Source organism: Sphingomonas sp. Leaf37 (assembly GCF_920939475.1).
Classification (GTDB): domain Bacteria; phylum Pseudomonadota; class Alphaproteobacteria; order Sphingomonadales; family Sphingomonadaceae; genus Sphingomonas.
In genome coordinates this window covers 95,060-121,174 of record NZ_CAKLAX010000004.1, presented here as the reverse complement: position 1 = coordinate 121,174, position 26,115 = coordinate 95,060, and the positions used below count along the sequence as shown (strand labels likewise).

The 26,115-nt window shown below is 67.3% G+C and carries 20 protein-coding genes; 10 read left to right on the top strand and 10 right to left on the bottom strand.

Features of this window, described 5'->3' with window-relative positions; translation table 11 throughout:
- The first annotated feature begins 5 nt into the window (after positions 1 to 5).
- The gene (locus tag LRA87_RS14390) at positions 6 to 326 is read left to right on the top strand and encodes a hypothetical protein (RefSeq protein WP_230632475.1); all 321 of its coding nucleotides are present in this window, start codon (positions 6 to 8) and stop codon (positions 324 to 326) included.
- 139 nt (positions 327 to 465) lie between these two features.
- Entirely contained in the window at positions 466 to 1,392 is a 927-nt protein-coding gene (locus tag LRA87_RS14385) for a cation diffusion facilitator family transporter (RefSeq protein ID WP_230632474.1), read from the top strand.
- 47 nt (positions 1,393 to 1,439) lie between these two features.
- Here the strand turns inward: LRA87_RS14385 and LRA87_RS14380 are convergent, their stop codons facing one another.
- Positions 1,440 to 2,450 carry a polyprenyl synthetase family protein gene (locus LRA87_RS14380; protein WP_230632473.1) on the bottom strand — a complete coding sequence of 337 codons (1,011 nt, stop codon included), beginning with the start codon at positions 2,448 to 2,450 and terminating at the stop codon, positions 1,440 to 1,442.
- A 101-nt stretch (positions 2,451 to 2,551) separates the two neighbouring features.
- Here LRA87_RS14380 and LRA87_RS14375 point away from each other — a divergent pair, with 101 nt between their 5' ends.
- Genes LRA87_RS14375 through tmk form a run of 3 tightly spaced genes read left to right on the top strand, consistent with a single transcriptional unit; the run spans position 2,552 to position 3,880 of the window.
- Entirely contained in the window at positions 2,552 to 2,830 is a 279-nt protein-coding gene (locus tag LRA87_RS14375) for a chorismate mutase (protein ID WP_230632472.1), read from the top strand.
- A 22-nt stretch (positions 2,831 to 2,852) separates the two neighbouring features.
- Positions 2,853 to 3,242 (top strand): DUF2147 domain-containing protein, encoded by a 390-nt coding sequence (locus tag LRA87_RS14370; RefSeq protein WP_230632471.1) that lies wholly within the window; start codon positions 2,853 to 2,855, stop codon positions 3,240 to 3,242.
- Positions 3,242 to 3,880, top strand: a complete 639-nt coding sequence (gene tmk, locus LRA87_RS14365) for a dTMP kinase (protein ID WP_230632470.1) — start codon at positions 3,242 to 3,244, stop codon at positions 3,878 to 3,880. The genes LRA87_RS14370 and tmk overlap by 1 nt, the downstream gene beginning before the upstream one ends.
- Positions 3,881 to 3,933: 53 nt before the next feature.
- Here the strand turns inward: tmk and LRA87_RS14360 are convergent, their stop codons facing one another.
- Together LRA87_RS14360 and LRA87_RS14355 are read right to left on the bottom strand one after the other, a co-directional pair.
- Positions 3,934 to 4,710: an enoyl-CoA hydratase gene (locus tag LRA87_RS14360; RefSeq protein WP_230632469.1), complete on the bottom strand. Its 777-nt coding sequence runs from the start codon at positions 4,708 to 4,710 to the stop codon at positions 3,934 to 3,936.
- 11 nt (positions 4,711 to 4,721) lie between these two features.
- Positions 4,722 to 5,765: an enoyl-CoA hydratase/isomerase family protein gene (locus tag LRA87_RS14355; protein WP_230632468.1), complete on the bottom strand. Its 1,044-nt coding sequence runs from the start codon at positions 5,763 to 5,765 to the stop codon at positions 4,722 to 4,724.
- Positions 5,766 to 5,869: 104 nt separating this feature from the next.
- Between LRA87_RS14355 and LRA87_RS14350 the strand changes: the two genes are divergently transcribed.
- A complete protein-coding gene (locus tag LRA87_RS14350; protein ID WP_230632467.1) occupies positions 5,870 to 8,866 on the top strand; it encodes a PAS domain-containing protein in 2,997 nt (998 codons plus the stop codon).
- A gap of 127 nt (positions 8,867 to 8,993) precedes the next feature.
- On the opposite strand, the gene LRA87_RS14345 is transcribed toward LRA87_RS14350, so the two are convergent.
- From LRA87_RS14345 to LRA87_RS14330, 4 genes are all read right to left on the bottom strand, one after another.
- Positions 8,994 to 10,610 (bottom strand): NAD-dependent malic enzyme, encoded by a 1,617-nt coding sequence (locus LRA87_RS14345; protein ID WP_230632466.1) that lies wholly within the window; start codon positions 10,608 to 10,610, stop codon positions 8,994 to 8,996.
- 12 nt (positions 10,611 to 10,622) lie between these two features.
- Complete coding sequence (locus LRA87_RS14340) at positions 10,623 to 12,113, bottom strand: alginate export family protein (protein ID WP_230632465.1); 1,491 nt, start codon at positions 12,111 to 12,113, stop codon at positions 10,623 to 10,625.
- 131 nt (positions 12,114 to 12,244) lie between these two features.
- Positions 12,245 to 13,582, bottom strand: coding sequence for a dicarboxylate/amino acid:cation symporter (locus LRA87_RS14335; protein ID WP_230632464.1), 1,338 nt, complete (start codon positions 13,580 to 13,582; stop codon positions 12,245 to 12,247).
- 207 nt (positions 13,583 to 13,789) lie between these two features.
- Complete coding sequence (locus tag LRA87_RS14330; protein ID WP_230632463.1) at positions 13,790 to 14,287, bottom strand: methylated-DNA--[protein]-cysteine S-methyltransferase; 498 nt, start codon at positions 14,285 to 14,287, stop codon at positions 13,790 to 13,792.
- A gap of 277 nt (positions 14,288 to 14,564) precedes the next feature.
- Between LRA87_RS14330 and LRA87_RS14325 the strand changes: the two genes are divergently transcribed.
- The 4 genes from LRA87_RS14325 (at position 14,565) to LRA87_RS14310 (ending at position 20,832) form a co-directional block, all read left to right on the top strand.
- A complete protein-coding gene (locus LRA87_RS14325; protein WP_230632462.1) occupies positions 14,565 to 15,329 on the top strand; it encodes a histidine phosphatase family protein in 765 nt (254 codons plus the stop codon).
- The gene (locus tag LRA87_RS14320; RefSeq protein ID WP_230632461.1) at positions 15,326 to 16,189 is read left to right on the top strand and encodes an NAD(P)H-hydrate dehydratase; all 864 of its coding nucleotides are present in this window, start codon (positions 15,326 to 15,328) and stop codon (positions 16,187 to 16,189) included. The genes LRA87_RS14325 and LRA87_RS14320 overlap by 4 nt, the downstream gene beginning before the upstream one ends.
- A gap of 170 nt (positions 16,190 to 16,359) precedes the next feature.
- Entirely contained in the window at positions 16,360 to 17,970 is a 1,611-nt protein-coding gene (locus LRA87_RS14315; RefSeq protein WP_230632460.1) for a DUF5597 domain-containing protein, read from the top strand.
- Between the two features lie 9 nt (positions 17,971 to 17,979).
- A complete protein-coding gene (locus tag LRA87_RS14310; protein WP_230632459.1) occupies positions 17,980 to 20,832 on the top strand; it encodes a TIM-barrel domain-containing protein in 2,853 nt (950 codons plus the stop codon).
- 188 nt (positions 20,833 to 21,020) lie between these two features.
- Here the strand turns inward: LRA87_RS14310 and LRA87_RS14305 are convergent, their stop codons facing one another.
- The 3 genes from LRA87_RS14305 to LRA87_RS14295 are packed head-to-tail and all read right to left on the bottom strand — an operon-like array spanning position 21,021 to position 26,110.
- Complete coding sequence (locus LRA87_RS14305; protein WP_230632458.1) at positions 21,021 to 22,607, bottom strand: alpha-L-fucosidase; 1,587 nt, start codon at positions 22,605 to 22,607, stop codon at positions 21,021 to 21,023.
- Entirely contained in the window at positions 22,604 to 23,593 is a 990-nt protein-coding gene (locus tag LRA87_RS14300; RefSeq protein WP_230632457.1) for an alpha/beta hydrolase, read from the bottom strand. The genes LRA87_RS14305 and LRA87_RS14300 overlap by 4 nt, the downstream gene beginning before the upstream one ends.
- Positions 23,594 to 23,650: 57 nt before the next feature.
- Positions 23,651 to 26,110, bottom strand: a complete 2,460-nt coding sequence (locus tag LRA87_RS14295) for a glycoside hydrolase family 3 N-terminal domain-containing protein (protein ID WP_443024888.1) — start codon at positions 26,108 to 26,110, stop codon at positions 23,651 to 23,653.
- Positions 26,111 to 26,115: the final 5 nt, after the last annotated feature.

The window sequence follows — 26,115 nt, the reverse complement described above, 5'->3', positions numbered from 1 at the left end:
GCGCGATGGGCCTGTTGGACGGCATCCTCGGCCAGGTGGCCGGCAATCCCGAGATCGCCAATCTCGCAGCAAAGATAGGCCTGTCCCCCGAACAGGTTACCGCCGCCATCTCTGCCCTCGGTGCCGCGCACGTCCAGCCGGGGGACACCGTTAGCGGCGCGGCCGACTCGACCGGCCTGTCGCCCGACGTGCTGCAACAGATCCTCGCTCACCTCGGCGGCGAAGGTGCGTTGGGCAACCTGGGCGCGCTGCTCGGCGGTACGGGTGGAGCCGGTGGGCTGGGCGGCATGCTGGGCGGGCTTGGCGGCATGTTCGGTAAGTCGTGATCCATCCTCTCGTCGCCCCGGACGTGTTCCCGGGTCACGGCAGGACGGGAGGCCATCGTTCGGACCTTGCCATCGCGTCCTGGCATTTGCTGCCCCCGCTCTGGTAGCGACAAGCGTACATCACGATCGGGCTGGACCATTGGGCGGACATCATCACCACGGGCATGGCCCCGGACACCATCACGGCCATGATCATGGTCACGGCCACGCCCCTGCGTCGTTCGATCGCGCCTTCGCGATCGGCATCGCGCTCAACATCGCCTACGTCCTCGCCGAAGCGGGCGCGGGAATGTGGACCGGCTCGGTGGCCCTGCTCGCCGATGCGGGCCACAATCTTTCGGACGTCCTCGGCCTCGCCGTCGCATGGGGCGGGGCCGCGCTCGCGCGCAGTGCACCCACCAAGCGCTTCACCTACGGGCTAAAAGGCTCGACGATCCTCGCCGCGCTCGCCAACGCGTTGTTCCTGCTCGTGGCGCTGGGCGCAATCGTGATGGAGGCGGTGCAGCGGTTCGACGATCCTCCCGTCGTTGCGGGCTTGACCGTCTCGATCGTCGCCAGCATCGGCATCGCGATCAACGCGCTGACGGCATGGCTGTTCGCGCGGGGGCGCAAGGGCGACATCAACATCCGCGGCGCCTATCTGCACATGGTCAGCGACGCAGCGGTGTCGGCGGGCGTCGTCGTTGCCGGCATCGTCATCTGGTTCACCGGAATCGGCTGGATCGACCCGCTGGTCAGTCTGGTGATCGCCGCACTGATCCTGTGGCAGACCTGGGGTTTGCTACGCGAAACCGTGGAGATGTCGCTCGCCGCCGTGCCGCGCGCGATCGATTACGACGCCGTCACCACCGCCCTGATCGCCTTGCCCGGCGTGACGAAGGTCCACGATCTGCACATCTGGCCGATGTCCACTACCGAACCCGTGCTGACCGCGCATCTGGTCATCCCCGGCGGCTCTCCGGGCGACGGCTTCCTCGCCGCCGCACGCACGATGCTGCACGACCGGTTCGCGATCGGCCATGCGACGCTACAGGTGGAAACCGGCGATCAGTGCGACGGCTGTTGAAAGGCATTCAGGCGCAGGGGCAGACGGCGTAGCCGTACCTGCGTCCGTCAGTACGCCCGCGCGACCGCGAACTCGACCGCTTCGATCATCGCATCCTTGGCCTTGCCGTTGGCGAAGCCACCGATCGCGTCGATTGCGCGTTGGCCGTAATGCCGCGCGCGCGCCAACGTGTCGTCCACCGAGCGTGTCCGCCGTACCAGGTCGATCGCGTGCGCGAAATCCTCGTCCGCCGCACGCCGCCCCTCGATCGCATCCTTCCAGAACTTGCGATCGTCGGCGTCGCCCCGCGCATAGGCCAGGATCACCGGCAGCGTCATCTTGCCTTCGCGGAAGTCGTCGCCCGCATCCTTGCCCATCGTTCCCGCGTCCGACACGTAATCGATCGCGTCGTCGACCAGCTGGAAGGCGATGCCCAGATCGCGGCCATAGGCGTCCAGCGCCGCCTCCTCGCCCTCGCTTCGCTCCGCCACGACAGCGGAAATGCGACACGCGGCAGCGAACAGCGCCGCCGTCTTCGCGTTGATGATATCGAGATAGCGATCCTCGCCCAGATCGATGCGCCGTGCCGCGGTCAGCTGGTTGACCTCGCCCTCCGCGATCACCGCGGAGGCGTTCGACAGGATCTTCAGCACCTTCAGGCTGCCGTCCTCAACCATCAGCTCGAAACTGCGGCTGAACAGGAAATCGCCGACCAGCACGCTCGCCGGATTGCCCCAGATGATGTTGGCGGTGCGCTTGCCGCGGCGCAGGTCGCTGCCGTCGACGACGTCGTCGTGCAGCAAGGTCGCGGTGTGGATGAACTCGACCGACGCCGCCAGCCGGTGGTGGCGCGTGCCGGTGTAGCCGATCAGCCGCGCGCTCGCGAGCGTCAGCATCGGCCGCATCCGCTTGCCGCCCCCGGCGATCAGATGGCCGGCAAGCTCCGGAATCAGCGGGATCTGCGACTGCATGCGGTCGAGGATCACCTGATTGACGGCGTTCATGTCGCCCGCGACCAACTGGAGCATCGGCTCCAGCGAGGGCTCGCGGTTGTCGAGGCGGTGGATGGTAGCGGACATCTCGCCCCGCGCTCTGGCCCCTCGCCCGCGCGAACGCAAGTCTTGCTCGCAGCCGCAACACACCCCATGGGACAGGAAATCGGGCGGCAAAGGGCCACGACATGAGCGACGACGTGCTGCAGGGCTACCGCAAGAGCATCGACAATATCGATGCGGCGCTCGTCCACCTGCTCGCCGAACGCTTCAAGGTGACGCAGGCGGTGGGCCGGCACAAGGCGACATCGGGCCTGCCCGCCGCCGATCCGGGCCGCGAGGAACGCCAGATCGCCCGCCTGCGGCAGATGGCCGAAGAGGCGGAGCTGGACCCAGAATTCAGCGAAAAGTTCCTCCGCTTCATCATCGACGAGGTGATCCGCCACCACGAGAAGTTGCGCGGGTGAGCCGCGTCACCACGTGTCCGGCGTGATCGCCGCCCTGCTCCTCGCCGCCGTGGCACCGGCCGCCGTCGCCGATCCGCACGCGGCGATCCTGGGTATATGGCACAATCCCAAGAACAGCGTGGCGGTGCGCACCGGCCGCTGCGGTGACAAGCTCTGCGGCTGGGTGATCCGCGCGACTGAAAAGGCGAAGACCGACGTCGCCAGCAAGGGGTATCCGCCGCTGCTCGGCACCGCGCTGCTGCGTGAATATAGAAGGAACGGCAAGAATCGCTGGTCCGGGCAGATATACGTGCCCGATATGGGCCGGGCATTCGGATCGACCGTGACGATGATCGACGCCGACACGCTGAACGTGAAGGGCTGCCTGATCGGCGGCATGCTCTGCAAATCGCAAATCTGGCGCCGCGACTGATGGCCGGTGCGTTCATCGCGATCGAGGGCGTCGACGGGTCGGGCAAGAGCGGCGTCGTCCGCCACCTGATCGCCAGCTTGCGGGCCCAGGGGCACGACGTGCTCGGCACCCGCGAACCCGGCGGTACGCCGCAGGGGGAGGCGTTGCGTGGCCTGCTGCTTGCGGGCGAAGACGATGCCTGGGATCCGCGCGCCGAATTGCTGCTGATGACCGCCGCGCGCGTTCAGCATGTCGCCCGCATCGTGTTGCCGGCGGTGGCGGCGGGGCGTGTGGTGGTGTCCGATCGCTACGCCGGATCGACGCTCGCCTATCAGGGCGCAGGCCGCGGAATGGCCGAGCGGTTGATCCGGGATCTGCATGCTGCCGTGGTGGACGACGTGTGGCCCGACCTGACGCTGGTGCTCGACCTCGACCCGGCGGTGGGACTGGCGCGCAGCCGCAAGCGGCTGGCGGTCGATGCGGTGGACGAGGGCCGGTTCGAAAGTCTCGACCTCGCCTTCCACCAGCGCATTCGCGCCGCGTTCCTCGCTCAGGCGGCGGCGGCACCGGAACGACACGTCGTAGTGGACGCCGGCGGCACGCCCGACGAGGTGCAGGCCGCGGCGCTTGCTACGGTGGTGCGGTTTCTGGAACGGTAGGTCATCTTCACCCCGTGCGAAAGGGTGAGGACGACAGTCACAGGTAACGCCGGTTACTTCCCCGTCCACGCCCCCGGACGTTTCTCCACGAACGCCGCCATGCCCTCCTTCTGGTCGGCGGTGCCGAACAGCCCGTGGAACAGCCGCCGCTCGAACTGCACGCCCTGCGACAGCGTCGTCTCGAACGCCGCGTTGACCATTTCCTTGTTCGCCAGCACCGCCAGCGGTGCCATGCCGGCGATCGTCGCGGCGGTCTTCACCGCCTCATCGACCAGATCGGCGGCGGGGATCACCCGGCTGACCAGCCCGGCGCGCTCCGCCTCGGCGGCGTCCATCATCCGACCGGTCAGGCACATCTCCATCGCCTTCGCCTTGCCGACCGCGCGCGCCAGCCGCTGCGAACCGCCCATGCCGGGACTGACCGCCAGCTTCACCTCGGGCTGGCCGAACTTCGCGCTGTCGGCGGCCAGGATGAAGTCGCACATCATCGCCAGCTCGCATCCTCCGCCCAGCGCGTAGCCCGCCACTGCGGCGATGATCGGCTTGCGCGTCGCGGTCAGCCTTTCGTAGCCGCTGAAGTGGTTGCGGCCGTACATCGCGGCGAAGTCCATCGCCTGCATTTCCTTGATGTCCGCCCCCGCCGCGAACGCCTTGGCGCTGCCGGTCAATACCGCGCAGCCCTGCGAGTCGTCGGCATCGAACGCCGCGAGCGCCGCCAGCAGGTCGTCCAGCACCTGTGCGTTGAGGGCATTCAGCGCCTCCGGCCGGTTGAGTGTGATGAGCGTCACACGATCGCGCCGCTCGACGAGTATGGTCTGGTATTCGGCCACGGAAACTCTCCTTATGCGGGCGTCCACGCGTCCGCTTCCGGCAGCGGCGCGAAGATCTGGTCGATGACGTGATCGGTAACGCCGGCGGGCGTGGCGGGCTGCCAGCGCGGCGCATTGTCCTTGTCGACGATCACCGCACGCACACCTTCCAGAAAATCGTGGCGCTGCACGACGCGGCTGGCGACGGCATATTCCTGTGCCATCTCGTCGGCGAAGCTCTGCATCAGCCCGCCGTCGTATAGCAGCCGCAGCGACACCTTCATCGCCTGCGGACTTTTGGTCCGCAGCACCGCAAGTTGTGCCTGCGCGAACGCGCCATCGTCCGCCTCCAGCGCGGCGAACACCTCCTCCAGCGTGTCCGCAGCGAACAGTCGGTCGATGTCGGCGCGATGCGCCACCAGCTTCGGCTCGGGTGGCGCGATGCTCACTCGATCGAGGATCGCCTCGATCCCCTGCGGGTCGGCGACGATCCCCACCTTCGCCCCTTCCAGCGCCGTAGCCGGCAGATAATGCGTCGCCAGTCCCAGTGCGTGCGCCTCCGCACCATCCAGGCGGTGCCCGGTCAATGCCAGAAACTGGCCGATCCGCCCCGGCAGCCGCGACAGGAACCAGCCGCCGCCCACGTCGGGGAACAGGCCGATCCCGGTTTCCGGCATGGCGAAGCGCGTGTTTTCGGTCGCGATGCGAAAGCGGCAGGGCAAGGCGATGCCGACGCCGCCGCCCATCGTCACGCCGTCCATGAAGGCCACCGTCGGCTTGGCATAGGCGAACAGCCGATGATTGAGGCGGTATTCGGTGTGAAAGAACGCCCGCGCTGCCACACCATCGGCCGCGCCGCTCTCGCTCAGCATGCGGATGTCGCCACCGGCGCAGAAGCCGCGACCTTCGGCATGGTCCAGCATGACCGCCGCGACGTTAGCATCGGCGCGCCATGCCTCCAGCGCCGCCAGCATCCCCTCACACATCGAAAGGTTCAGCGCGTTCAGCGCCTTGGGTCGGTTCAGGCGAAGCCGTCCGACGGCGCCTTCGGTCGTGGTCAGCAGATCGTCGCTCATACCGGCAGCCTTTGACCCGCGGCACGCCCCACGTCCATACCGGACAGACGAAAACCTGCTCCAGGTGTTTGACACATATCGGGCAAGCGCTCATCTCACCGCCCATGTCCTCCATCCCCTCTGCGCCGACGCCCGCCCCTGCTGCCTGGCCGGTCGGCGGCGGCGAATGCGGCGCGCTGATTCGCGCATTCGACTGGAGCCGCACGCCGCTCGGTCCGGTCCACGACTGGTCGCCCGCGCTACGGACGACGGTGAGCAACATCGTCAATTCGCCGGTGCCCAAGGTCCTGATGTGGGGCGCTGGCCACATCATGATCTACAACGACGGTTACGCGCGCGTTGCCGGTGGTCGCCATCCGCAGGCACTCGGTGCGGACGTCAGGTCGGTGTGGCCCGACCTGTGGGAGTGGAATCGCGATATCCTGACGCGTGGGTTCGCCGGAGAGGTCGTCGCCTTCCACGATCAGCCGATGATGCTCGCCCGTGACGACGGCGCGGCGCAACGTTTCTTCCTCGACCTGTTCTACACCCCGGTCCATCTCGACGACGGCAGCGTCGGCGGCGTCATGTGTACGGTCATCGACAACACCGCCCGGATCGGCGCGGAGGTCGCCGTCGCCGCCAGCGCGAAGGAATTGCGCGCGATCACCGATGCGTTGCCGGTGCTGATCTCCTATGTCGGCGCGGACCACGTCTATCGCTTCGCCAACAGCTACTACCTCGACTGGTTCGGCCTGACGCCGGACCAGGTGACCGGACGACACTTGCGCGACGTACTCGGCGCGGAGATCTACGCCGAGCGCCTGCCGCTGATCGAGCGTGCGCTTGCCGGCGAATCGATCCGGTCCGAAGGGCGCATGTCGCATCGCGACGGCAGCTTCCGCCGTGCCGACATCCGGTACCTGCCCCGCGCCGACGCGGACGGAACCATCCTCGGCTTTCACGTCCTCGTCACCGATGTCGAGGAACGGGCGCAGCGCGAGGCGGCGGTGCGGGTCAGCAACGATCGCTTCCGCGCGGCGATGGAGGCGGTGCACGGTGTGTTGTGGACCAACACCGCCGATGGCCGGATGCTGGGCGAACAGCCGGGCTGGAGCGCGCTGACCGGACAGGATGCCGAAGCCTACAGCGGTTATGGCTGGGCGAACGCCGTCCATCCCGACGATGCCGACGCGACCGTGGCGGCATGGAACGCCGCGGTCGCTGCCCGATCGATCTTCATCTTCGAACATCGCGTCCGCCGCCATGATGGCGCATGGCGCAACTGCCTGATCCGTGCGCTGCCGATCAAGGATGCCGCGGGCGAGATCGTCGAATGGGTCGGCGTCCACACGGACATCACCGAACAGCGCGCCGCCGAACAGACGCTGCGCGATCAGGCGGACCATCTGCAACGGCAGGTCCGCCATCGCGAGCGTGCCGAGGAACAACTGCGTCAGCTCAATGAAAACCTAGAAGCCCGCGTCATCGCCGAAATCGGCGAACGCCGCGCAGCCGAAGCGGCACTGGCACAGAGCCAGAAGATGGAGACGATCGGCAAGCTGACCGGCGGCGTCGCGCACGATTTCAACAATCTGCTCCAGGTCGTTTCCGGCAACCTCCAGTTGCTGTCGAAGGACATCGCGGGCAACGATCGCGCCGAACGCCGGGTATCGAATGCGATGGCCGGCGTCTCGCGCGGGTCGAAGCTCGCGGCGCAACTGCTCGCCTTCGGACGGCGTCAGGCGCTTGAGCCCAAGGTCGTCAACGTCACCCGCTTCGTACAGGGCATGGACGACATGCTGCGCCGTGCGATCGGCGAGGGGATCGAGGTCGAGACGGTTTTCGGCGGCGGCCTGTGGAACTGCTTCATCGATCCTGCGCAGATCGAGAATGCCTTGCTCAACCTCGCGATCAACGCGCGCGACGCGATGAACGGCACCGGCAAGCTGACGATCGAACTCGCCAACGCCCACCTCGACGACGCCTATGCGCGCACTCACGAAGAAGTGCAGCCCGGGCAATATGTCATGCTCGCGGTCAGCGACACCGGCAGCGGCATGGCGCCCGATATCGTCGCCAAGGTATTCGAACCGTTCTTCTCGACCAAATTGGAGGGCAAGGGATCCGGGCTTGGCCTGTCGATGGTCTATGGCTTCGTCAAACAGTCCGGCGGCCACGTGAAGATCTATTCGGAGGTTGGCGAAGGCACCACGATCAAGCTGTACCTGCCGCGCAGTCGCGAGGCGGAGGATGTCGAGGTTCAGGTCGACACCGGTGTGATCGAGGGCGGCACCGAAACGGTGCTGGTGGTGGAGGACGACGACGAGGTGCGCGCGACGGTGGTCGAGATGCTCGGCGACCTCGGCTATCGCGTGCTGAAGGCGGTCGATGCGCAAAGCGCGCTCAACGTCATCGAAAGCGGCATACCGATCGATATGCTGTTCACCGACGTGGTGATGCCCGGCACGCTCAAAAGCCCGGAACTCGCGCGCAAGGCGAAGGAGCGCCTGCCGGACCTCTCTGTGCTGTTCACCAGCGGCTATACCGAAAATTCGATCGTCCACGGCGGGCGGCTCGATGCCGGCGTAGAGCTGCTGTCCAAGCCCTATACCCGCGAGGCGCTGGCGCGGAAATTCCGTCACGTCCTTGCCAACCAGCGTCAGCGCAGCGCCGGGCTGGCCGCGCGAGAGCTGACCAGCGCCCCCGTCGCGTTACGTCCGCCGGCAGGCGCGAAGGGCCAGATCACCGTCCTGCTCGTCGAGGATGACGCAGTTATCCGGGCGACCACCGCCGAGCTGCTACAGGCCAGCGGCTATGTCGTGGTCGATGCGGCGAGCGCGGAGGATGCGATGACCGCGCTGCAAACCGTGCCGATCGATGCGCTGGTGACCGACGTCAACCTGCCCGGCGCCTCCGGCCCGGAATTCGCCATCACCGCTCGCGAGCTACGGCCAGGCGTCGGAATTGTCTTCGCGACGGGTGACACCGCCGCAGTACCGAGTGGCACCGGCGCGGTGCTGCTGGCCAAGCCCTACGGCATGGAGGCGCTTCAGGCCGCGATCGCAGCAGCCCTGCCCGATGGCGCGGCAAAGCCCCGGCAACTGGAAAAGGAAATATGATTCCTCTCGCGAGGAGGGTCATGAAGCCGTGACGGAGGGGGAGGCAAGCTGCGCATTGGGCGAAGAACAGAGAAGCCTCCGCCATCGGTCGCATGTCCTCGTCCGCTAAAGCGCCGGTTGCGCCGGGTCAGCCATACGCAGCATCCCACATCAGCGCCGTGATCTGCTCCTCGCCAACCGCGCTCATCGTCGTCACTCCATCCGCGATTGCCGCCTGCGCCACGACCATCGCGATCCGCAATGCCACATCACGCAAGTCCTCGATCGGCGGCAGCAGCGTCTCCCCCTCTCCGCCCATTTCACCGAGCGCCCGCGCCGCCGCCATGAACATGCCGTCGGTCACCCGCGTCGCGCCCACCGCCAGTGCACCCAGTCCGACGCCGGGGAAGATGTAGACGTTGTTCACCTGCGTCACCCCCGCCACCCCGAACGGGCTGCCGGTGCCGACGATCGCACGGCCATCGGTCCATGCCAGCACGTCCGCGGGATGCGCCTCGGCCCGCGATACCGGATTGGAGAGCGGAAAGATCACGGGCCGGTCGCAGCCCGCAGCCATTGCCCGAACGACGGCTTCGGTAAAGCTGCCCGCCTGACCCGATGCGCCGATCAGCACGGTCGGGCACACCGCCTGCACCACTTCGATCAATCCGAGATCGCCCTGCGCATCGTGCGCCCAACCCGCAACTTCGGCGGGATCGCGGGCCAGCAGCACCTGCGGCGGCGTCAGCTTCGCCATGTCGGACAGCACCAGTCCATCGCGATCGACCGCCCAAATCCGCGCGCGTGCCGCCGCCTCGTCCAGCCCCTCCGCGCGCAAGGCCTGCACCAGCAACTCGGCGACGCCGCTGCCTGCAGCCCCTGCGCCGAACAGCACGATCCGCTGCTCCGTCAGCGCCGCGCCGGTGCGACGGATCGCCGACAGCAGCGTCCCCACCGCAGTCGCCGCGGTGCCCTGGATATCGTCGTTGAAGCTCAGCAACCGGTCGCGATAGCGCGCCAGCAGATCGTAGGCGTTGTGTCCGGCGAAATCCTCCCATTGCAGCAGCACGTTCGGCCAGCGCGCCGCCACCGCCTCGACGAAGGTATCGACGAACGCCGCATAGTCCTCACCCCGGATGCGCGGGTTGCGCCAGCCGACGTAGAGCGGATCGTCGCGCAAGCCCGCATTGTCGGTGCCGACGTCGAGCAGGATCGGCAGCACCTCTGCCGGATGAATGCCCGCGCAGGCGGTGTAGAGCGCCAGCTTGCCGATCGGGATGCCCATGCCGCCCGCACCCTGATCGCCCAGCCCAAGGATACGTTCGCCATCGCTGACCACGATTACCTTCACCCGGTCGAGCGCGGGATCGGCGAGGATGTCGGCGATGCGGTTGCGGTTGGGATAGCTCAGGAACAGACCGCGCGGCTTGCGCCAGATCTCGCTGAACCGCTCGCACCCCGCGCCTACCGTTGGCGTATAGACCAGCGGCAGCATCCGCGGCAGATCGGCCTGCACCAGCGCATGGAACAGGACCTCGTTCGAATCCTGCAACTCGCGCAGGAAGGCATAGCGGTGGAAATCGTCCGCCATCCCGTCCAGCACCCGCCGCCGCCGCACGATCTGGCTTTCCAGCGTCCCCACATGCGGCGGCAGCAGGCCGTGCAGGCCGAGCCGATCGCGCTCGGCTTCGGTAAACGCCGTCCCCTTGTTAGTCAGCGGATCGGACAACAGCGCGCGGGCGGCGGCATGGAATGCGGGGGACATGATCGATACCCTTCAGAAGCGAAAGCTGAGCCAGCCGGCGAGGAAATCGGAGCTCTTGAATCCCGCCTTCGTCAGCGACGGGCCGGCGGCGAGGTGTTCGTAGCGGCCGGTAAAGGACAGCCGCGGCGTGATCGACCAGATCGCCTGCAACCGGGCGACGTCGCCGATCTTGGCGTCGCCGATCCGCTGCGTCCCGGCGAAGGGCTGCCCGTTGGCGCGATAGACCGCGTCGGTGGTGCTGTCGCGCCAGGTCAGCTGGTATTCCGCGGTCAGCCGGACGTTCCTGATCGGCTGGAAGGTGACGTTTGGCGCCACCGCGATCAGGTTCGACGGGGTCAGGAAAAGGCCGTAGCTGTAATAGATATTGTTGCCGAACGGCGCATAGGCATCGCGCAGCTTGCCATTGCCATAACCGCCACCGCCACTCGCATAGTCGAAATGGACACCGACCCGCGGTGCGGTCTTCGCCTTGCCGATCCGGTACGTCTGCGCGAACAGCAATTGCCAGGCGTCGATGTCCTGATCGATGTAATGGCCATATTGATGGTTGATCGTCCAGTCGATCGTCACCGGACCGGCATCTCCCCAGATATGGGTGCCGATATAATAGCGCGTCGCCGGCCCGATCCGCCCGCCCCACGCGCCCACCGTGTTGCGCCGCCGCCAGAAAAAGGGGTCGATATACAGCTTCGATCCGCCCAGCCACGTCGTCGGTGCCGCAAAGCCCAGCGTCACGCCGGAAAACCGCCGCGCCGGATCGCTGACGTCGTCATCGGTGCCCAGATCGCCATATTGCGTCGGCTTCAGGTCGAACAGATCGGCTCGCACGCGGCTGCCCCGCGCCCATGCCCGGATGCCGTTCAGCGTATAGCGGATCGTATTGTTGTCGCGCTGTGACACGAGCAGGTTCGGCCCGTCGGTAAACTCCTGCCGGCCATAACGCGCGCCGATCGCCACGCCGGCGACCTCCGCATTGCCCTCGACGAAGGCCTGTTGCAGCACCAGATCGTTGCGCAACGTCGCCGCGGGGGCGCCGAGTTCGACGCCGGCGATGCCGCCGTGCGCAACCTCGGCGAAGGCGCGGAAATGCGGGCCGACGTGCAGATCGGCACCCCCGACGATGCGGTTGATATCCTGCCGCTGGGCTCGCGCGTCCCGCAGGTTCGGGTTGGTGGTGTGATTGACCCGCAAGCGCAGCTCGCCCGACAGTGTCAGATAGACATCGCCATCGCCATCGAGCGGCAGGAACTTCAGCCGGTCGAGAATGTCGTCGCGCTTCTTGGGATCGCGCATCACCCGCCAATCCTCTGCCCAGCGCGACAGATTGAAGCCGTTCGTCGTCGCACCGTCGCCCACGGCGGCGGAGGGATAGGATGTGACGATCGGCGTCGCGGGGTTGCGCGTCTGCCCGCTCTCGGTGGGTGCGACACTGGTTTGGGCCTGGGCGGCAGTCGCGAGGGTAAGCAAGACGGTGGCGCCCAGGGCGCTGGTACGATGGAACATGGATGTGATCCTTTCTGGGGCGACCCGCGCCCTCACCCTTCCGCCGCCTTGCCGCTCTCTCCCTAATTTCTGCGGGAGAGGAAACGGACGCCAAAGGCGACGATGGATGAGGGTAAGCGGGACGCGCTCCGTTATTCCGCGGGGACAGCGTCGGCGGGCATCTGGTCGACGCGCAGTGCCCGTCCCCGCAGCGCCGCATCCAGCTGCTCGCTGTCCAGCGCGCCTTCCCAGCGCGACACCACCACCGTCGCCACCGCATTGCCGATGAAGTTGGTCAGGCTGCGGCATTCGCTCATGAACCGGTCGACGCCCAGGATCAGCGCCATGCCCGCCACCGGCACGCTCGGCACGATCGACAGTGTCGCGGCCAGTGTGATGAAGCCCGCGCCGGTCACGCCTGCCGCCCCCTTCGACGACAGCATCGCCACCGACAGCAGCAGCAATTGCTGCCCCAGCGTCAGGTCGACGTTGCACGCCTGCGCGATGAACAGCGCCGCCAGCGTCATATAGATATTGGTGCCGTCGAGGTTGAACGAATAGCCGGTCGGCACGACGAGTCCGACGATCGACTTGGGGCAACCCGCCCGCTCCATCTTCTCGATCAGCGCGGGCAACGCGCTTTCCGACGACGAGGTGCCGAGCACCAGCAGCAGTTCGGCCTTCAGGTACGAAATCAACCGCAGGATCGAGAAACCGCACAGCCAGCTGACGGTGCCGAGCACGACGAGGACGAACAGCAGCGACGTCAGGTAGAAGGTGCCGACCAGCATCGCGAGATTGGCGAGCGTGCCGACGCCGTACTTGCCGATGGTGAACGCCATCGCGCCGAACGCGCCGACCGGCGCCGCCTTCATGACGATCGCGACGACCTTGAAGAAGGCGAGCGATACGTCCTCGAGCACGTTCAGCACCTTCGCGCCGCGGTCGCCGATCAGCGCGAGCGCGATGCCGAACAGGATCGACACGAACAGCACCTGCAGGATGTTGCCCTGCGTCAGCGACGACAGGAACGTGTCGGGGATGATCCCGGTCAGGAACCCGGTGATCGTGCTGTCATGCGCCTTTTCGGCGAACTCGGCGACCTTGCTGGTGTCGAGCGTGGCCGGATCGATGTTCAATCCTGCGCCCGGCCGTACCACGTTGGCGACGATCAGCCCGACGATCAGCGCCAGCGTCGAAAAGAACAGGAAATAGAGGAAGGCCTTGCCCGCGACGCGGCCGACCGCGCCCAGGTCGCGCATGCCGGCGATGCCGGTGACGATGGTCAGGAAGATGACCGGCGCGATCACCATCTTCACCAGCTTGATGAACGCATCGCCCAGCGGCTTCAGCGCCTCGCCGGTCGCTGGCGCGAAATGGCCGAGCAGCACGCCCGCGACGATCGCGATCAGCACCTGGAAATAGAGTTGCGCATACCACGGCTTCGCGGCCGGCGGCGTAACGGGTGCTTGCGCGATGCTGATGGTCATGGGCAGCCTTTCATCCTCTGTGACGACGCGACCGGACTCTTGATGGCCCTGAGCGTCGACGGAGCATGCCGCGATAGAAGACGCCGCGGCAACGGCTGGACGAGATTTAGTTATCCTTGTTCATCAATAACTTAGCGTTATGGGACAGGGTCAATTACCGTTCGGGTCGTGGCGTTGCCATGAAAGTGTGCCGAAAATTGCACACTGTCACAGCGGCAATTCCCCGGCGCGCCGCTCCAGCGCGAGCAGCGCCGCTTTCGCCTCCAGTCCTCCCGCGAAACCGGTCAGATGCCCGCCAGTGCCGACGACGCGATGGCAGGGCGCGACGATCGACAGCGGATTGCGTCCATTCGCCGCCCCGACCGCGCGGCTGGCACCGGGCCGCCCGATCTCGCGCGCGATCGCGCCATAACTGCGCGTCTCGCCATAGGGGATCGCCAGCAGCGCCGCCCATACGCTCTTCTGAAAATCCGTACCCCGCATGTCGAGCGGCAGGTCGAACGTCGTGACCTCGCCGGCGAAATAGCCGCGGAGTTGACGCATGGTTTCCATCAGAACCGGATGGGCATCGTCCGGTGCAAGCGGCCCGAGCCGAACGCGTAAGGGGTCGTCGTCTTCCCAAAGCACCGCGACGAGCCCGACATCGCTCGCAACGAGCGTCAGCAGTCCGACGGGCGATTCGATCGTGGCGGAGGACAGGGTCATATCGCGAGATTACAGCACCCACGTCTCCGCGCCATGTCCGTCGTCCCGGACGTGGTCCGCGGCTACCCTCTTCGAACATGGACCTCGCCTGCAAAGCCCGGAGCCCGGCTTCGACTGCACGGCTATGGCGCGAAGCGCGTCGCGGAGGCTCGGTCGCAGAACGGGCGAGAGGTCCCTGTTCGAAAGGCACAAGCGCCGATGTGTTCCGGGATGACGGAGCGTGCGGGACCTGAGAACGCCGCGGGAACGCCCTTCCCCCACCCTCGTTCACCGCGGCATGACCCAACGCTGGCCCGACACGCTCTGGATCGTCCGTCACGGCGAAAGCGCCGGCAACGTCGCGCGTGCGGCCGCCATCGCCGCGAGCGCGGACCGCATCCTGCTCACCGCGCGCGATGTCGATGTCGCGCTCTCCCCCCTCGGCGAGGATCAGGCGCGGGCACTCGGCCGCTGGTTCGCACGCGGCGAGGCGCATGGCCGACCCGACGTGTTGCTGTCCTCTCCCTATATCCGCGCCCGTGACACCGCGCGGCTGTTTCGCGACGCGGGCGGCTGCGACGCGGATGAGCCGATCTGCCTCGACGAACGGCTGCGTGAGAAGGAGTTCGGCATCGTCGACGGACTGACCACCAGCGGCATCGCGGCATTGCAGCCAGAACAGGCGGCGTTGCGGACATTGCTCGGCAAATTCTACCATCGTCCGCCCGGCGGCGAGAGCTGGTGCGACGTCATCTTTCGCCTCCGCGCGGTGATGGACACGATCGCGCTCCACTATCGCGGGCGCCGCGTGATGATCGTGGCGCATCAGGTCGTGGTGCTGTGCCTGCGCTACGTGATCGAGAATCTGACCGAGGACGAAGTGCTGGCGATCGACCGCGCCGGCAACGTCGCCAATTGCTCGGTCACCGAATACCGCTTCGATCCCGGCGCCGGCAAGGACGGCGGGTTGCGGCTGGTCCGCTACAACGCCACGGCACCGGTCGACGAAAGTCCTGTCGCGGTGACCACAGCCGACGACCCGATCGTGGGCGCACGCGGATGATCCCGTTGGACACGGCATGGCGCGCGGCGCATCCGCTACCGATGCCGTCGGGCGAGACGGACAAGAACAGCCGCGGGCAGGTGCTGGTCATCGGCGGCGCACGGCGGGTACCGGGTGCCGTGACGCTGACCGCCGAAGCTGCATTGCGGGTCGGCGCCGGCAAGGTGCGCGTCGCGACGATCGCCGCGGCCGCGATCCCGATCGGCCTTGCCATGCCGGAAATCGGCGTGCTCGCCCTGCCCGAGGATGACGATGGCAATATCGCGGTGAGCGAGGATGCGGCTCTGATCGCCACCCTCGACCATGTCGATGCGATCGCCATCGGACCCGGTATGGGCAAACCCGCCGCTGCCGCTGCGATCGTCCGCCGGGTCGCCCCGCGCGTGAAGCGGAATAGCATCCTGCTGCTCGACGGCGCCGCGGTCGCCGGGGCCGGGACGCTCGATGACCTGCTCTCGCCACTGGCCGGCCGACTGATCCTGACTCCGCATCCCGGCGAGATGGCGTCGCTGATGGGCTGCCCGTCCGATGCGGTCGGGCCTGCCATCGCACAGGACGCCGCCCGACGCTTCGGCGCCATCGTAGCGCTGAAAGGTGGCCAGACCGTCATCGCCGCTCCGGACGCCGAACCGCTGTGCTACGCAGGCGGTGGCGTCGGGCTGGCGACCGGAGGCTCGGGCGATGTCCTAGCCGGGGCGATCGCCGGCCTTGCCGCTCGCGACACGTCGCCCCGCGACGCCGTTGCATGGGGCGTGTGGCTGCATGGCGAAGCGGGACGGGCGCTGGCGCGGGACTTCGGGCCGATCGGCTTTCTCGCACGCGAATTGCCGCCATTACTCACGACGCTGCTACCGCGCTGAGCCGTAGCGCGCGCGCTGCGTTATTCCGAGTGCGCCGGGGTGACGGATGGGAGCGGCTCGCCCGACCATCCTCGCATTAACGAATTTCATCTTACTTAATCGCTGCGTCGCTGGTAGCGTCACCATCAACGTCGGCATCGCAAAGCCGGCGAGGGGGAGAGCGTCGCATCATGGCCGTCATACCACGTCACCTGACCGCGTTGCTCGCCCTCCTCGCCGCGACGCCCGCCGCTGCCCAGACCCAGCTGCCCCGCATGGTCAACCAGAACGGCCGCCATGCGCTGCTCGTCGACGGCGCGCCGTTCCTGATGCTCGGCATACAGGCGAACAACAGCAGCAATTACCCCGCCATGCTGCCCAAGGTGTGGCCGATGGTGAAGCGCATCCACGCGAATACGCTGGAGATTCCGGTCGCGTGGGAACAGATCGAGCCGGTCGAGGGGCGGTTCGATTTCAGCTATGTCGATGCTTTGCTCGCCGGCGCGCGGGAGCATGATACGCGGCTGGTGCTGCTGTGGTTCGGGACGTGGAAGAACACCAGTGCCGGCTATGTGCCGCAATGGGTGAAGACCGACGGCAAGCGCTTCCCCCGCATGCGCAAGGCGGACGGCACCGCGCATTACGCGCTGACGCCCCATGCCCGCACAACGCTGGAGGCGGACAAACGCGCCTTCATCGCGCTGATGCGGCATCTGAAGGCCGCCGATCCCGACCATCGCGTCATCATGGTTCAGGTCGAGAACGAGAGCGGCGTCTATGGCCAGAATCGCGACCTGTCGCCGGCGGCGCAGGCGCTGTTCCGCCAGCCGGTGCCGGCGGCGCTGAAGAAGCGCGGCGACTGGACCACCGCGTACGGCAAGCTTGCCGAAGCGGCGTTCAACAGCTGGTATGTCGGTCGCTACATCGACGAGATCGCCGCGGCGGGACAGGCGGTGCTCGACCTGCCGATGTATACCAATGCCGCGGTCGGCAGCCCGTTCGCGACGCCGGGCGAGGATGGCGGCGCGAGCGGCGGGCCGAACTGGCCGGTGATCGACGTGTGGAAGGTCGCGGCCCCGCATCTGGATGCGGTCGCGCCCGATATCTACAACCGCGATCCCAAGGCCTATGCCGCCTATTTGAAGCTGTACGACCGGCCCGACAATCCGCTGATGGTGCCGGAGACGGGCAATGCCGCGGATTATGCGCGCTTCCTGTGGAGCGTGCTGGGGCGCGGCGGCATCGGCTTCGCGCCGTTCGGGTTCGACGACACCGGCTACGTCAATTACCCGCTCGGCACCAAGGTTGTCGACGAGGCAACGGTGGCGGCGTTCGGCGACAAATATGCCCTGCTCGCACCGATCGCGCGGGCATGGGCGAAGCTCGCCTACGAACACCCGACCTGGGGCAGCGCCAAGCCCGCCGATGGCAGCGACGAAACCGCGACGCTCGGCCGGTGGAAGGTCGCCGCGCAATATGGCCTGTGGCAGTTCGGCGAGAAGGATTCGCCCTGGCTGAAGACCGATCCGCACCCGACCAGGGACCAGCAGGTCGGCGGGGCCGCGGTGATCCAGGTCGCCCCCGACGAGTTCGTCGTCGCCGGTTCCGACGTGCGCGTCCGCTTCGACCTCGCCACACCCGCGAAGGGCGAAAACACCCAGTTGCTGCGCGTCGAGGAAGGCAGCTTCGACGCCGCCGGCACGTGGCGCGCCTCGCACGTCTGGAACGGCGACCAGACCGACTATGGCCTCAATCTCACCCGACCCACGCTGATCCGCGTGACGCTCGGCACGTACCGCTAGGACCCGACGATGACCCGCACCCTCGCCCGCCTGACCGCCGCGCTTGCGCTTTCGACCTCCGGCATCGCGCTCGCATCGGAGGTGCAGCGTGTCGATCAGGGCGTCGTCGTCACGCCCGATAGCGGCCCCGCCAAGCGCGTCCGCGTCGTCGCTTACGGTGACGCCAGCTTCCGCGTCACCGCCGTCCCAGGCACCGACATCGCCGTCCCCGACAGCCTGATGGTCATCGCCAAACCGCACGGCGCACCGCAGATCACCCGGACCGCGGCGATGGTCACGCTGAAGCTCGCCAAGGCCACCGCCGAAATCCGCCTGGCCGACGGCCACGTCCAGTTTCGCGACGCCGCCGGCAAGCTCATGCTCGACGAAGCGATCCGCGCCTATGCTCCCAGCGTCGAGGGCAAGGCCTATCTCGCCACCAGCCAGCAGTTCAACCGCGCCACCGACGAAGGCTTCTACGGCCTCGGCCAGCACCAGAACCGGCAGATGAATTACAATGGCGAGGACGTCGAACTCGCCCAGCACAACATGGACATCGCGATCCCGTTCGTCGTCTCGACGCGCAATTACGGGCTGCTGTGGGACAACAATTCCATCACCCGCTTCGGCAATCCCAAGCCCTATGCGCTGGTGGGCGACGACATGAAGGTCAGCAGCGGCAGCAAGGCGGGATGGAAAGCCGATTATTACCTCGGCGACAAGCTGGCGGTCAGCCGGCAGGAACCGACGATCGCCTACCAGTTCATCCGCGATCAGGCACGCTGGCCGGCGGAGGCGAAGGCGCAGACCGTCGCCTCGGCGGACAGCGGCCAGAACACCGCGGGCAAGGTCGTCGGCAAGCAGCGCGTCGTCTGGACCGGCACCGTCCAGCCGACCGCGACCGGCACGCACAAGTTCCGCGTCTACGGATCGAGCTATTTCAAGGTCTACGCCGACGGCAAGCTCGTGATGGACCGCTGGCGACAGAACTGGAACCCGTGGTTCCACAACATCGATCTGCCGATGACCGAGGGCAAGCCGGTCGCGATCCGGATCGAATGGGAGCCGAACGCCGGGTACATGGCGTTCTTCCACAACGATCCCCTGCCCGAACCCGACCGCCATTCGCTGTGGCTATCGTCGGAGGCGGGCAAGGCGGTCGATTATTATTTCGTCGCCGGACGCGACATGGACGATGTCGTCGCCGGCTATCGCGGGTTAACCGGCAGGGCGCCGATGATGCCGCAATGGGCCTACGGCTTCTGGCAGAGCCGCCAGCGTTACGAGACGCAGGAGCAATTGCTCGGCGTGGTGCGCGAATATCGCAAGCGTCAGATCCCGCTGGATAATATCGTGGAGGACTGGTTCTACTGGCCGCAGGCCCAATGGGGCAGCCATCAGTTCGACAAGACGCGCTTCCCCGATCCGAAGGCGATGGTCGACGAGGTTCATGCGCTCAATGCGCAACTGATGATTTCGGTCTGGCCGAAATTCTATCCGAACACCGCCAATGCCAGGGAGCTGGCGGCTAAGGGGTTCCTGTATCAGGGCAATCTGACGGCGGGCAACAAGGATTGGGTCGGCCCCGGCTATCTCAATACCGATTACGATCCGTATTATCCCGAGGCGCGCAAGATCTACTTCCGGCAGGTGCGCGACAATCTGGTCAAGCTGGGCATCGATGCGTGGTGGATGGATGCGACCGAGCCGGACATCCATTCGAACCTGTCGATCGACGAGCGCAAGGCGGTGATGGGGCCGAACGCGCTCGGGCCGGGCGGCGCGTATTTCAACAGCTTCCCGCTGGTCCATGCGGCGGGATTTGCCGACGGGTTGCGGGCGGCGACGCCGGACAAGCGGCCGTTCATCCTGACGCGGTCGGGGTTCGGCGGGGTGCAGCGGGCGAGTTCGGCCTTGTGGTCGGGCGATGTCGCGGCACGCTGGGACGATCTGCGCGACCAGATTTCGGCGGGCGTCAACCTGTCGATGTCCGGCGTCCCCAACTGGACCCACGACATCGGCGGCTTCGCCGTCGAGGATCGCTACACCAACGCCGAACCGGCGGCACAGCCCGAATGGCGCGAGCTCAACCTGCGCTGGTTCCAGTTCGGCGCCTTCAGCCCGCTGTTCCGTAGCCATGGCGAAAAGCCCAAGCGCGAGATCTACGAACTGGGCGCCGACGACCCTGCGATGGCGGCGTCGATGCTCTGGTACGACCAGCTCCGCTATCGGCTGATGCCCTATATCTACACCGTCGGGGCGGACACGTTCCACAAGGACGGCAGCATCATGCGCGGGCTGGTGATGGACTATCCCGCCGATCGCAGGACATGGAACGTCGACGACGAATATCTGTTCGGCCGCGATCTGCTCGTCGCGCCGGTGACCACGTTCAAGGCGCGGTCGCGGTCGGTCTATCTGCCGGCGGGGGCGGATTGGTACGACTTCGCCAGCGGGGCGTTCCACAAGGGCGGGCAGAGCATAATCGCCGCTGCGCCGTATGAGCGGATGCCGCTGTTCGTGCGGGCCGGCGCGATCCTGCCGACCGGGCCGGCGGTGCAATATGCGCGCGAGCAGCCGGATGGGCCGATCGTGCTGCATGTGTTCACCGGGCGGGATGGTGCGTTCTCGCTGTACGAGGACGACGGCGTGTCGCCGGGGTATGAGAAGGGGCAGTTCGCGCGGGTGCCTCTGGCGTGGAACGAGGCGGCAGGCACGCTGACGATCGGCGCGCGCGAGGGGGGCTATCCGGGGATGCCGGCGAAGCGGGCCGTGTCGGTGCGGTTCCATACGCCGGGCAAGGCGGAGGCGGTGGACTTCGCCGAGAATGGCGCGACGGGGGTGGTGTATGAGGGGAAGCCGGTAACCGTGCGGATGCGGTGAGGGCAAGGCCGGGGTTGGGTGGCGATTGCCCTAAACTCCGGACGTGTTCGCTCCCCTCCCGGCAAGGGAGGGGTCGGGGGTGGGTAGAGGCCTGGCGCTACGGCTGGCCAAGACATGCGGTCCATCCGTATCGCCCGGACGCCACCCACCCCCAGCCCCTCCCTTGCAGGGAGGGGAGTCCGGCTGTCCTATACCAGCCCCGGTCCTTCGAGCATCACGACTGGCACCATCTCGCCCTCTCCCGCGCGTGATAGCGTGAAGACATGGCCCCGCACCGCCACCGGTCCGCCGCCGACCAGCGTCGCACGGGTGATCCGTGCGTCCTTCAGCAGCGGCACCGCCACCGGCGCGTCGGGCCATTTCAGCAGCGTCATGAACAGCTTGCCGGCTTTGGTGGTAAAGCGCACGTCCTCCGCCCCGAAAGCGCGGGTCTTGCCTTCGCTCATCACGCCGGTGTCGACGTTGGTCGGGCCGCCGCCGTAGACGCGCCATGGCCGCGAGCCGTAGATCGCCTCCTCACCGTTGCGGGCCATCCAGCGGGTGATGCCGGCGAGGATTGTTTCCTCCTCGGCGTCGATCGTGCCGTCGCCGCGCATCGGGATCGACAGCAGCAGGTTGCCGTTCTTGGACACCACGTCGCAGAGGCGCTGGATCACCTGTTCGGCGGGGACGTAGGAGCGGTCGGTGAAGCGGGCGCGATTGTAATGCCAGTCGCCGATGCAGGTGCAGGTCTGCCACGGGTCGGGACGAAGGTGGTCGCTGAACCCGCGCTCGATATCCTCGGTCATCGCAGCCCGTTGATAGGGGGTGAGCAGCTTGGCGGTCAGCACGCCCTCGACGCGGCCGTGTCGGGCGATGCTTTGTTGATAGTAATGCGCGAGCGCCTCGACACCGATCGATCCGAAGGGCAGCGCGGTGTCGTCGAGGTAGACGAGATCGGGGCTGTATTTTTCGACGAGGTCCTTCTGGCGGAGCAGCCATTGCGCCGGGAAGGCCGGGTTGGCGGCGGGGGCGTATTCCATCCAGCGGCCGTCGTGCACCTCGTGCCATGCGTCCATCGCGGCGGTTGAGCGGATGCCGTCGGGGGCGGCGAAACTGGGGCCGGTGTAGAGCTCCTGCGGGTCGAGGCCTTCCCACCAGGTGCCCTTGCCGTCCGCCTTGCGCAGCCGGAACGCGTCATAGCGTTCGCCGGCGCGCGGACCTTCCGGGTCATAGGCATAAGCGGTCTGCCACCAATGCCACGCATGCGAGATGTGGTTGCTGACGCCGAAGCGCAGGCCGGCGGCGCGGGCGTGGCGTTCCCAGGTGCCGACGATATCGCGCTTGGGGCCGACGCGCAGCGTGTTCCAGGCGTGGTGTTTACTGTCGAACGTGTCGAGATTGTCGTGGTGGCCGGCGAGCGCAACGAAATAGCGGGCACCGGCGCGCTTGTAGAGGTCGATCAGTCCGGCGGGGTCCCACGCCTCCGCCTTCCAGCGATTCTCGATCTCCATGAAGCCGGTGTCGGCGGGGTGGCCGTAGGTCTTCAGGTGATGGTCGTAGAAGCGGTTGCCCTGCTGGTACATCTGGCGGCCGTACCAGTCGCCGTATTCGGGCACGCATTGCGCGCTCCAATGCGCCCAGATGCCGAATTTGGCGTCGCGGAACCAGTCGGGGTGGCGGAACACCTCGCGGATGCGCGACCAGTTCGGATCGAGCGGTGCGGCGGCGCGGGTGGCCGCGGCACTGGCGAGGCCGGCCGCCCCGGCGAGGACGCCGCGGCGGCCGATCCTCATGCCGGGAAGATGCCCTTGCGCGCCGCATAGGTCGCGAACAGCGTCGGCCATGCGGCGGCCGGCGTCGTCTTGGGCAGGCGCACGCCGAAACCGTGGCCGCCTTCGTCGAACAGATGCATCTCTGCCGGACGCTGCGCCGTCAGCATCGCCGTGTAGATGGACAGACTGTTGGCGACCGGCACCGTGCGATCGTCGCTCGCGTGCGCCAGAAAGACCGGCGGCGTCGCCGCGGTCACGCGCCCGTCGACCGATGCGGCTGCGACCTCCGCGGCGGTCGGCGTGGGGCCGAGCAGGTTGTCGCGCGATCCCTTGTGCGTGATCGCGGCATCCATGCTGACCACCGGATAGATCAGCCCGGCAAGATCGGGCCGCGCCGACAACCGGTCGGCGGCGTCGACCGGTGCATAGACCGTTTCGCCATGGCGCGTCGCCAGCGATCCGGCGAGGTGTCCGCCCGCGGAAAAGCCGATGATCGCCACCCGCGCCGGGTCGACTCCAAATCCGGAGGCGCCATGACGGATCACCCGCATCGCGCGCTGTGCATCCTGCAACGGCACCAGCCGCCGGTCGCCCCACCCCTCGCCCGGCAGGCGATACAGCAGGATGAAACAGGTGACGCCGAGTGCGTTTAGCCACCGCGCCTGCTCCGTCCCCTCGTTGTCATAGGCAAGGAAGCCATAGCCGCCGCCCGGCATCAGCAGCACGGCCGCGCCGTTCGGTCTTGCAGGCCGCTTAACCACCAGCGCCGGCGTATCGATGCCCGTCATCCAGCGATCGTTGAAGCCCAGCGTCTTCGACCGTTCGTTGACCTTGCGGGCGATCCGCGATCCCTGCCGCCCGGGTATCGCGCCGGGCCACAGCGGCACCATCTCGTCACCCGGATCGACGGGCGCGATGGTCTGCTGCCCGGTTTGCGCGACGGCCCTGCCCGCCAGCATCAGGGCGGCAGCCCCGCCGATCACCGTCCGCCGCGTCAGGTCCTGCATTCCATGTCACTCCACCTGTTTCACGCAGCCTGTTCTATGCCGCCTGTTCTACGCCGCCTATTTCACGCCACACGTCACCGGTCCCGCCGGCGCACTCCCGACGCGAACGCCGGACACATCCACGCCCAGCGACCCTGTGCTGGCGAGCACGAACGGCTGCGTCACCTTGCCCATCGCGATCCCCTGATCCGCGAAACAGCGTAGCGGCACCGCGGCGGTCGTCCAGTCTCCCGGTGTCATCGCCCCGGTCAGCGGCACCGTTGCGGTCTTGCTGCCGTCGGCGATCCCCAGCGTCACCTGTCCCGCCGGCTTCGCGGTGACGCGATAGTCCACGATCAGGCTCAGCTGCCCGTTCGATTCCCGCGTCAGATCGATCGGCATTGCCTGCTCGATCGATACCGCCCCCTGTCCCTTCCACGTCAGGCGCAGGCTGTCCTCCTGAGCGGCGCGGTCGGTCCGTGTCTGGACCACGGCGCCGGCGGTGTTGATGCGCGCACCGCCCGCGACCCGGCCGCGCACGAACAGTGCGTTCTGATCGCCCGTCGTCACCTTCGGCCGGGTTTCGTCCAGCCGGCCGAGCGTGGCTCCGGCGGCATAGGTCAGGCCATAGCCCAGCGGGAACAGCGGGTCGTAGCCGGCATCGCGCCGGTTGAGCACGTTCTGGTCGATCCGCCTCGGCCAGCTGAAGCTCAGCTTGCCGCGAAAGTCGTTGGCAGACCGGCCGTCCTTGCCCGCGATCAGCACGTCGGCGACGCCGCCGCCCTCCGTTCCCGGCAGGAACGCCGCGACGAAGGCATCGGCGGCGTTCAGCTCCGGGTTCACCCACAGCGGCCGCCCCGACAGGAACACCGCGACCGTCGGCACGCCCGCCGCCTTCAGCGTCCGGAGCAGCGCCAGATCGCTCTTGTCGTCGGGGCTGTATTCCAGGCTGGGGCGATCGCCGGTGAATTCGGCGTAGGGCGTTTCGCCGAACACGACGATCGCGACATCGGGCTTGGTGGTGAAGGCCCCGTCCGCCGCCAGCGTCGCCTTGCCGCCGCCGGCGCGTGCCGCCTGCTCGATCCCCGACCAGATCGACTGGCCGTTCGGAAAGTCCGCGTTGGTGACGTCGGTCCCCTGCCAGGTGATCGACCAGCCGCCGGATTGCACCCCGATATCGTCGGCATGGCGGCCGGCGACGAGGATGTTCGCGCCCGCCTTCACCGGCAGGACGCTGCCGTTGTTCTTCAGCAGCACCAGCGATTCGCGTACCGCCTGCCGGGCGATCGCGCGATGCTCCGGCGACCCGAGCAGCGCGAACTTGCCCGACATCGGCCGCGACGACGGGCGGCCCGCCTCGAACGTGCCGGCGATCACCTTGACGCGCAGGATGCGGCGGACGGCATCGTCCAGACGCGCGGCGGGGATGATCCCGGCCTTCGCCGCGCGCAGCGTGTTGGCGTACAGTTCCTTCCACTTCGGGCCGGAATACATGAACATGTCGAGCCCGGCATTGATCGCGGGCGCGCAATCCTCGTTGGTGCAGCCGGTCACCTGACCATGCGCGTTCCAGTCGCCGACGGTGAAGCCCTGAAAGCCCCAGCGGCCCTTCAGCACGCCGGTCAACAGGCTGGCGTTGCCCGTCATCTTCTCGCCGTTCCAGCTCGAAAAGCTCGGCATCACCGTCAGCGCGCCGGCGGGCAGCGCGCTCATATAGCCCGCCGCATGCACGTCGCGCAGCACGCTCTCGGGCACCCGCGCATCGCCCTGATCGTGGCCGCCGGTGCCGCCGTCGCCCAGGAAATGCTTCACCGAAGCGATGACGTGACCCGGCGCCATGAAGTCCCGCCCGATCGTCCCCTGAATCCCCTCGACCATCGCGCCGGCATAGGAGGCGACGATCGCCGGATCCTCGGAATAGCTCTCGTAGGTGCGGCCCCAGCGGTCGTCCTGCACCACCGCCACCGTCGGCGCGAAGCTCCAGTCGATGCCGGTCGCCGCCGTCTCGGCCGCGGTTGCCGCGCCGATCCGCTTGATCAGCGCCGGATCGCGCATCGCGCCGAGGCCGATGTTGTGCGGGAACAGCGTCGCGCCGACGATATTGTTCGCACCGTGCACCGCATCGGTGCCCCATATCACGGGCACGACCGGGCGACCGTCGCTGCGCTTCACCGAAGCGTCGTAAAAGGCGTCGAACAGCTTCAGCCATTCCCGCGCCGGCGCACGCTCGTCGTTGTTCGGCGCGCTGTTGCCGCCGTTGAGGATCGACCCGAGCTTGTACGTCTCGAGGTCCGCGGGGCTGATGCTGGCGATGTCGACCTGCAGCAGCTGGCCGACCTTGTCCTCGACCGACATCTTCGCCAGCATCGCCGCGACCCGCGCCTCGACCTTCGCATCGCGCTTCAACTGCATCGGCAGGAGCGGCCATTGCCCGGGATGCGCCTGCGCGGAGGAAACCCCCTGCTGCTGCGCGATGACCGGTGTCGCGCCCGTCGCCAACGCGATCGCCGCACAGGCGGTGCCGAACCTCAAAGCCATCACTC

What these genes read in the sequence shown, in the direction of transcription:
- LRA87_RS14325 (WP_230632462.1), top strand. Translation starts at nt 14,565, where the DNA reads ATGACCCAACGCTGGCCCGACACGCTCTGGATCGTCCGTCACGGCGAA.
- LRA87_RS14340 (WP_230632465.1), bottom strand. Translation starts at nt 12,113, where the DNA reads ATGTTCCATCGTACCAGCGCCCTGGGCGCCACCGTCTTGCTTACCCTC.
- LRA87_RS14350 (WP_230632467.1), top strand. Translation starts at nt 5,870, where the DNA reads ATGTCCTCCATCCCCTCTGCGCCGACGCCCGCCCCTGCTGCCTGGCCG.
- LRA87_RS14380 (WP_230632473.1), bottom strand. Translation starts at nt 2,450, where the DNA reads ATGTCCGCTACCATCCACCGCCTCGACAACCGCGAGCCCTCGCTGGAG.
- LRA87_RS14335 (WP_230632464.1), bottom strand. Translation starts at nt 13,582, where the DNA reads ATGACCATCAGCATCGCGCAAGCACCCGTTACGCCGCCGGCCGCGAAG.
- LRA87_RS14315 (WP_230632460.1), top strand. Translation starts at nt 16,360, where the DNA reads ATGGCCGTCATACCACGTCACCTGACCGCGTTGCTCGCCCTCCTCGCC.
- LRA87_RS14375 (WP_230632472.1), top strand. Translation starts at nt 2,552, where the DNA reads ATGAGCGACGACGTGCTGCAGGGCTACCGCAAGAGCATCGACAATATC.
- tmk (WP_230632470.1), top strand. Translation starts at nt 3,242, where the DNA reads ATGGCCGGTGCGTTCATCGCGATCGAGGGCGTCGACGGGTCGGGCAAG.
- LRA87_RS14310 (WP_230632459.1), top strand. Translation starts at nt 17,980, where the DNA reads ATGACCCGCACCCTCGCCCGCCTGACCGCCGCGCTTGCGCTTTCGACC.
- LRA87_RS14330 (WP_230632463.1), bottom strand. Translation starts at nt 14,287, where the DNA reads ATGACCCTGTCCTCCGCCACGATCGAATCGCCCGTCGGACTGCTGACG.
- LRA87_RS14320 (WP_230632461.1), top strand. Translation starts at nt 15,326, where the DNA reads ATGATCCCGTTGGACACGGCATGGCGCGCGGCGCATCCGCTACCGATG.
- LRA87_RS14305 (WP_230632458.1), bottom strand. Translation starts at nt 22,607, where the DNA reads ATGAGGATCGGCCGCCGCGGCGTCCTCGCCGGGGCGGCCGGCCTCGCC.
- LRA87_RS14390 (WP_230632475.1), top strand. Translation starts at nt 6, where the DNA reads ATGGGCCTGTTGGACGGCATCCTCGGCCAGGTGGCCGGCAATCCCGAG.
- LRA87_RS14295 (WP_443024888.1), bottom strand. Translation starts at nt 26,110, where the DNA reads ATGGCTTTGAGGTTCGGCACCGCCTGTGCGGCGATCGCGTTGGCGACG.
- LRA87_RS14345 (WP_230632466.1), bottom strand. Translation starts at nt 10,610, where the DNA reads ATGTCCCCCGCATTCCATGCCGCCGCCCGCGCGCTGTTGTCCGATCCG.
- LRA87_RS14300 (WP_230632457.1), bottom strand. Translation starts at nt 23,593, where the DNA reads ATGCAGGACCTGACGCGGCGGACGGTGATCGGCGGGGCTGCCGCCCTG.
- LRA87_RS14355 (WP_230632468.1), bottom strand. Translation starts at nt 5,765, where the DNA reads ATGAGCGACGATCTGCTGACCACGACCGAAGGCGCCGTCGGACGGCTT.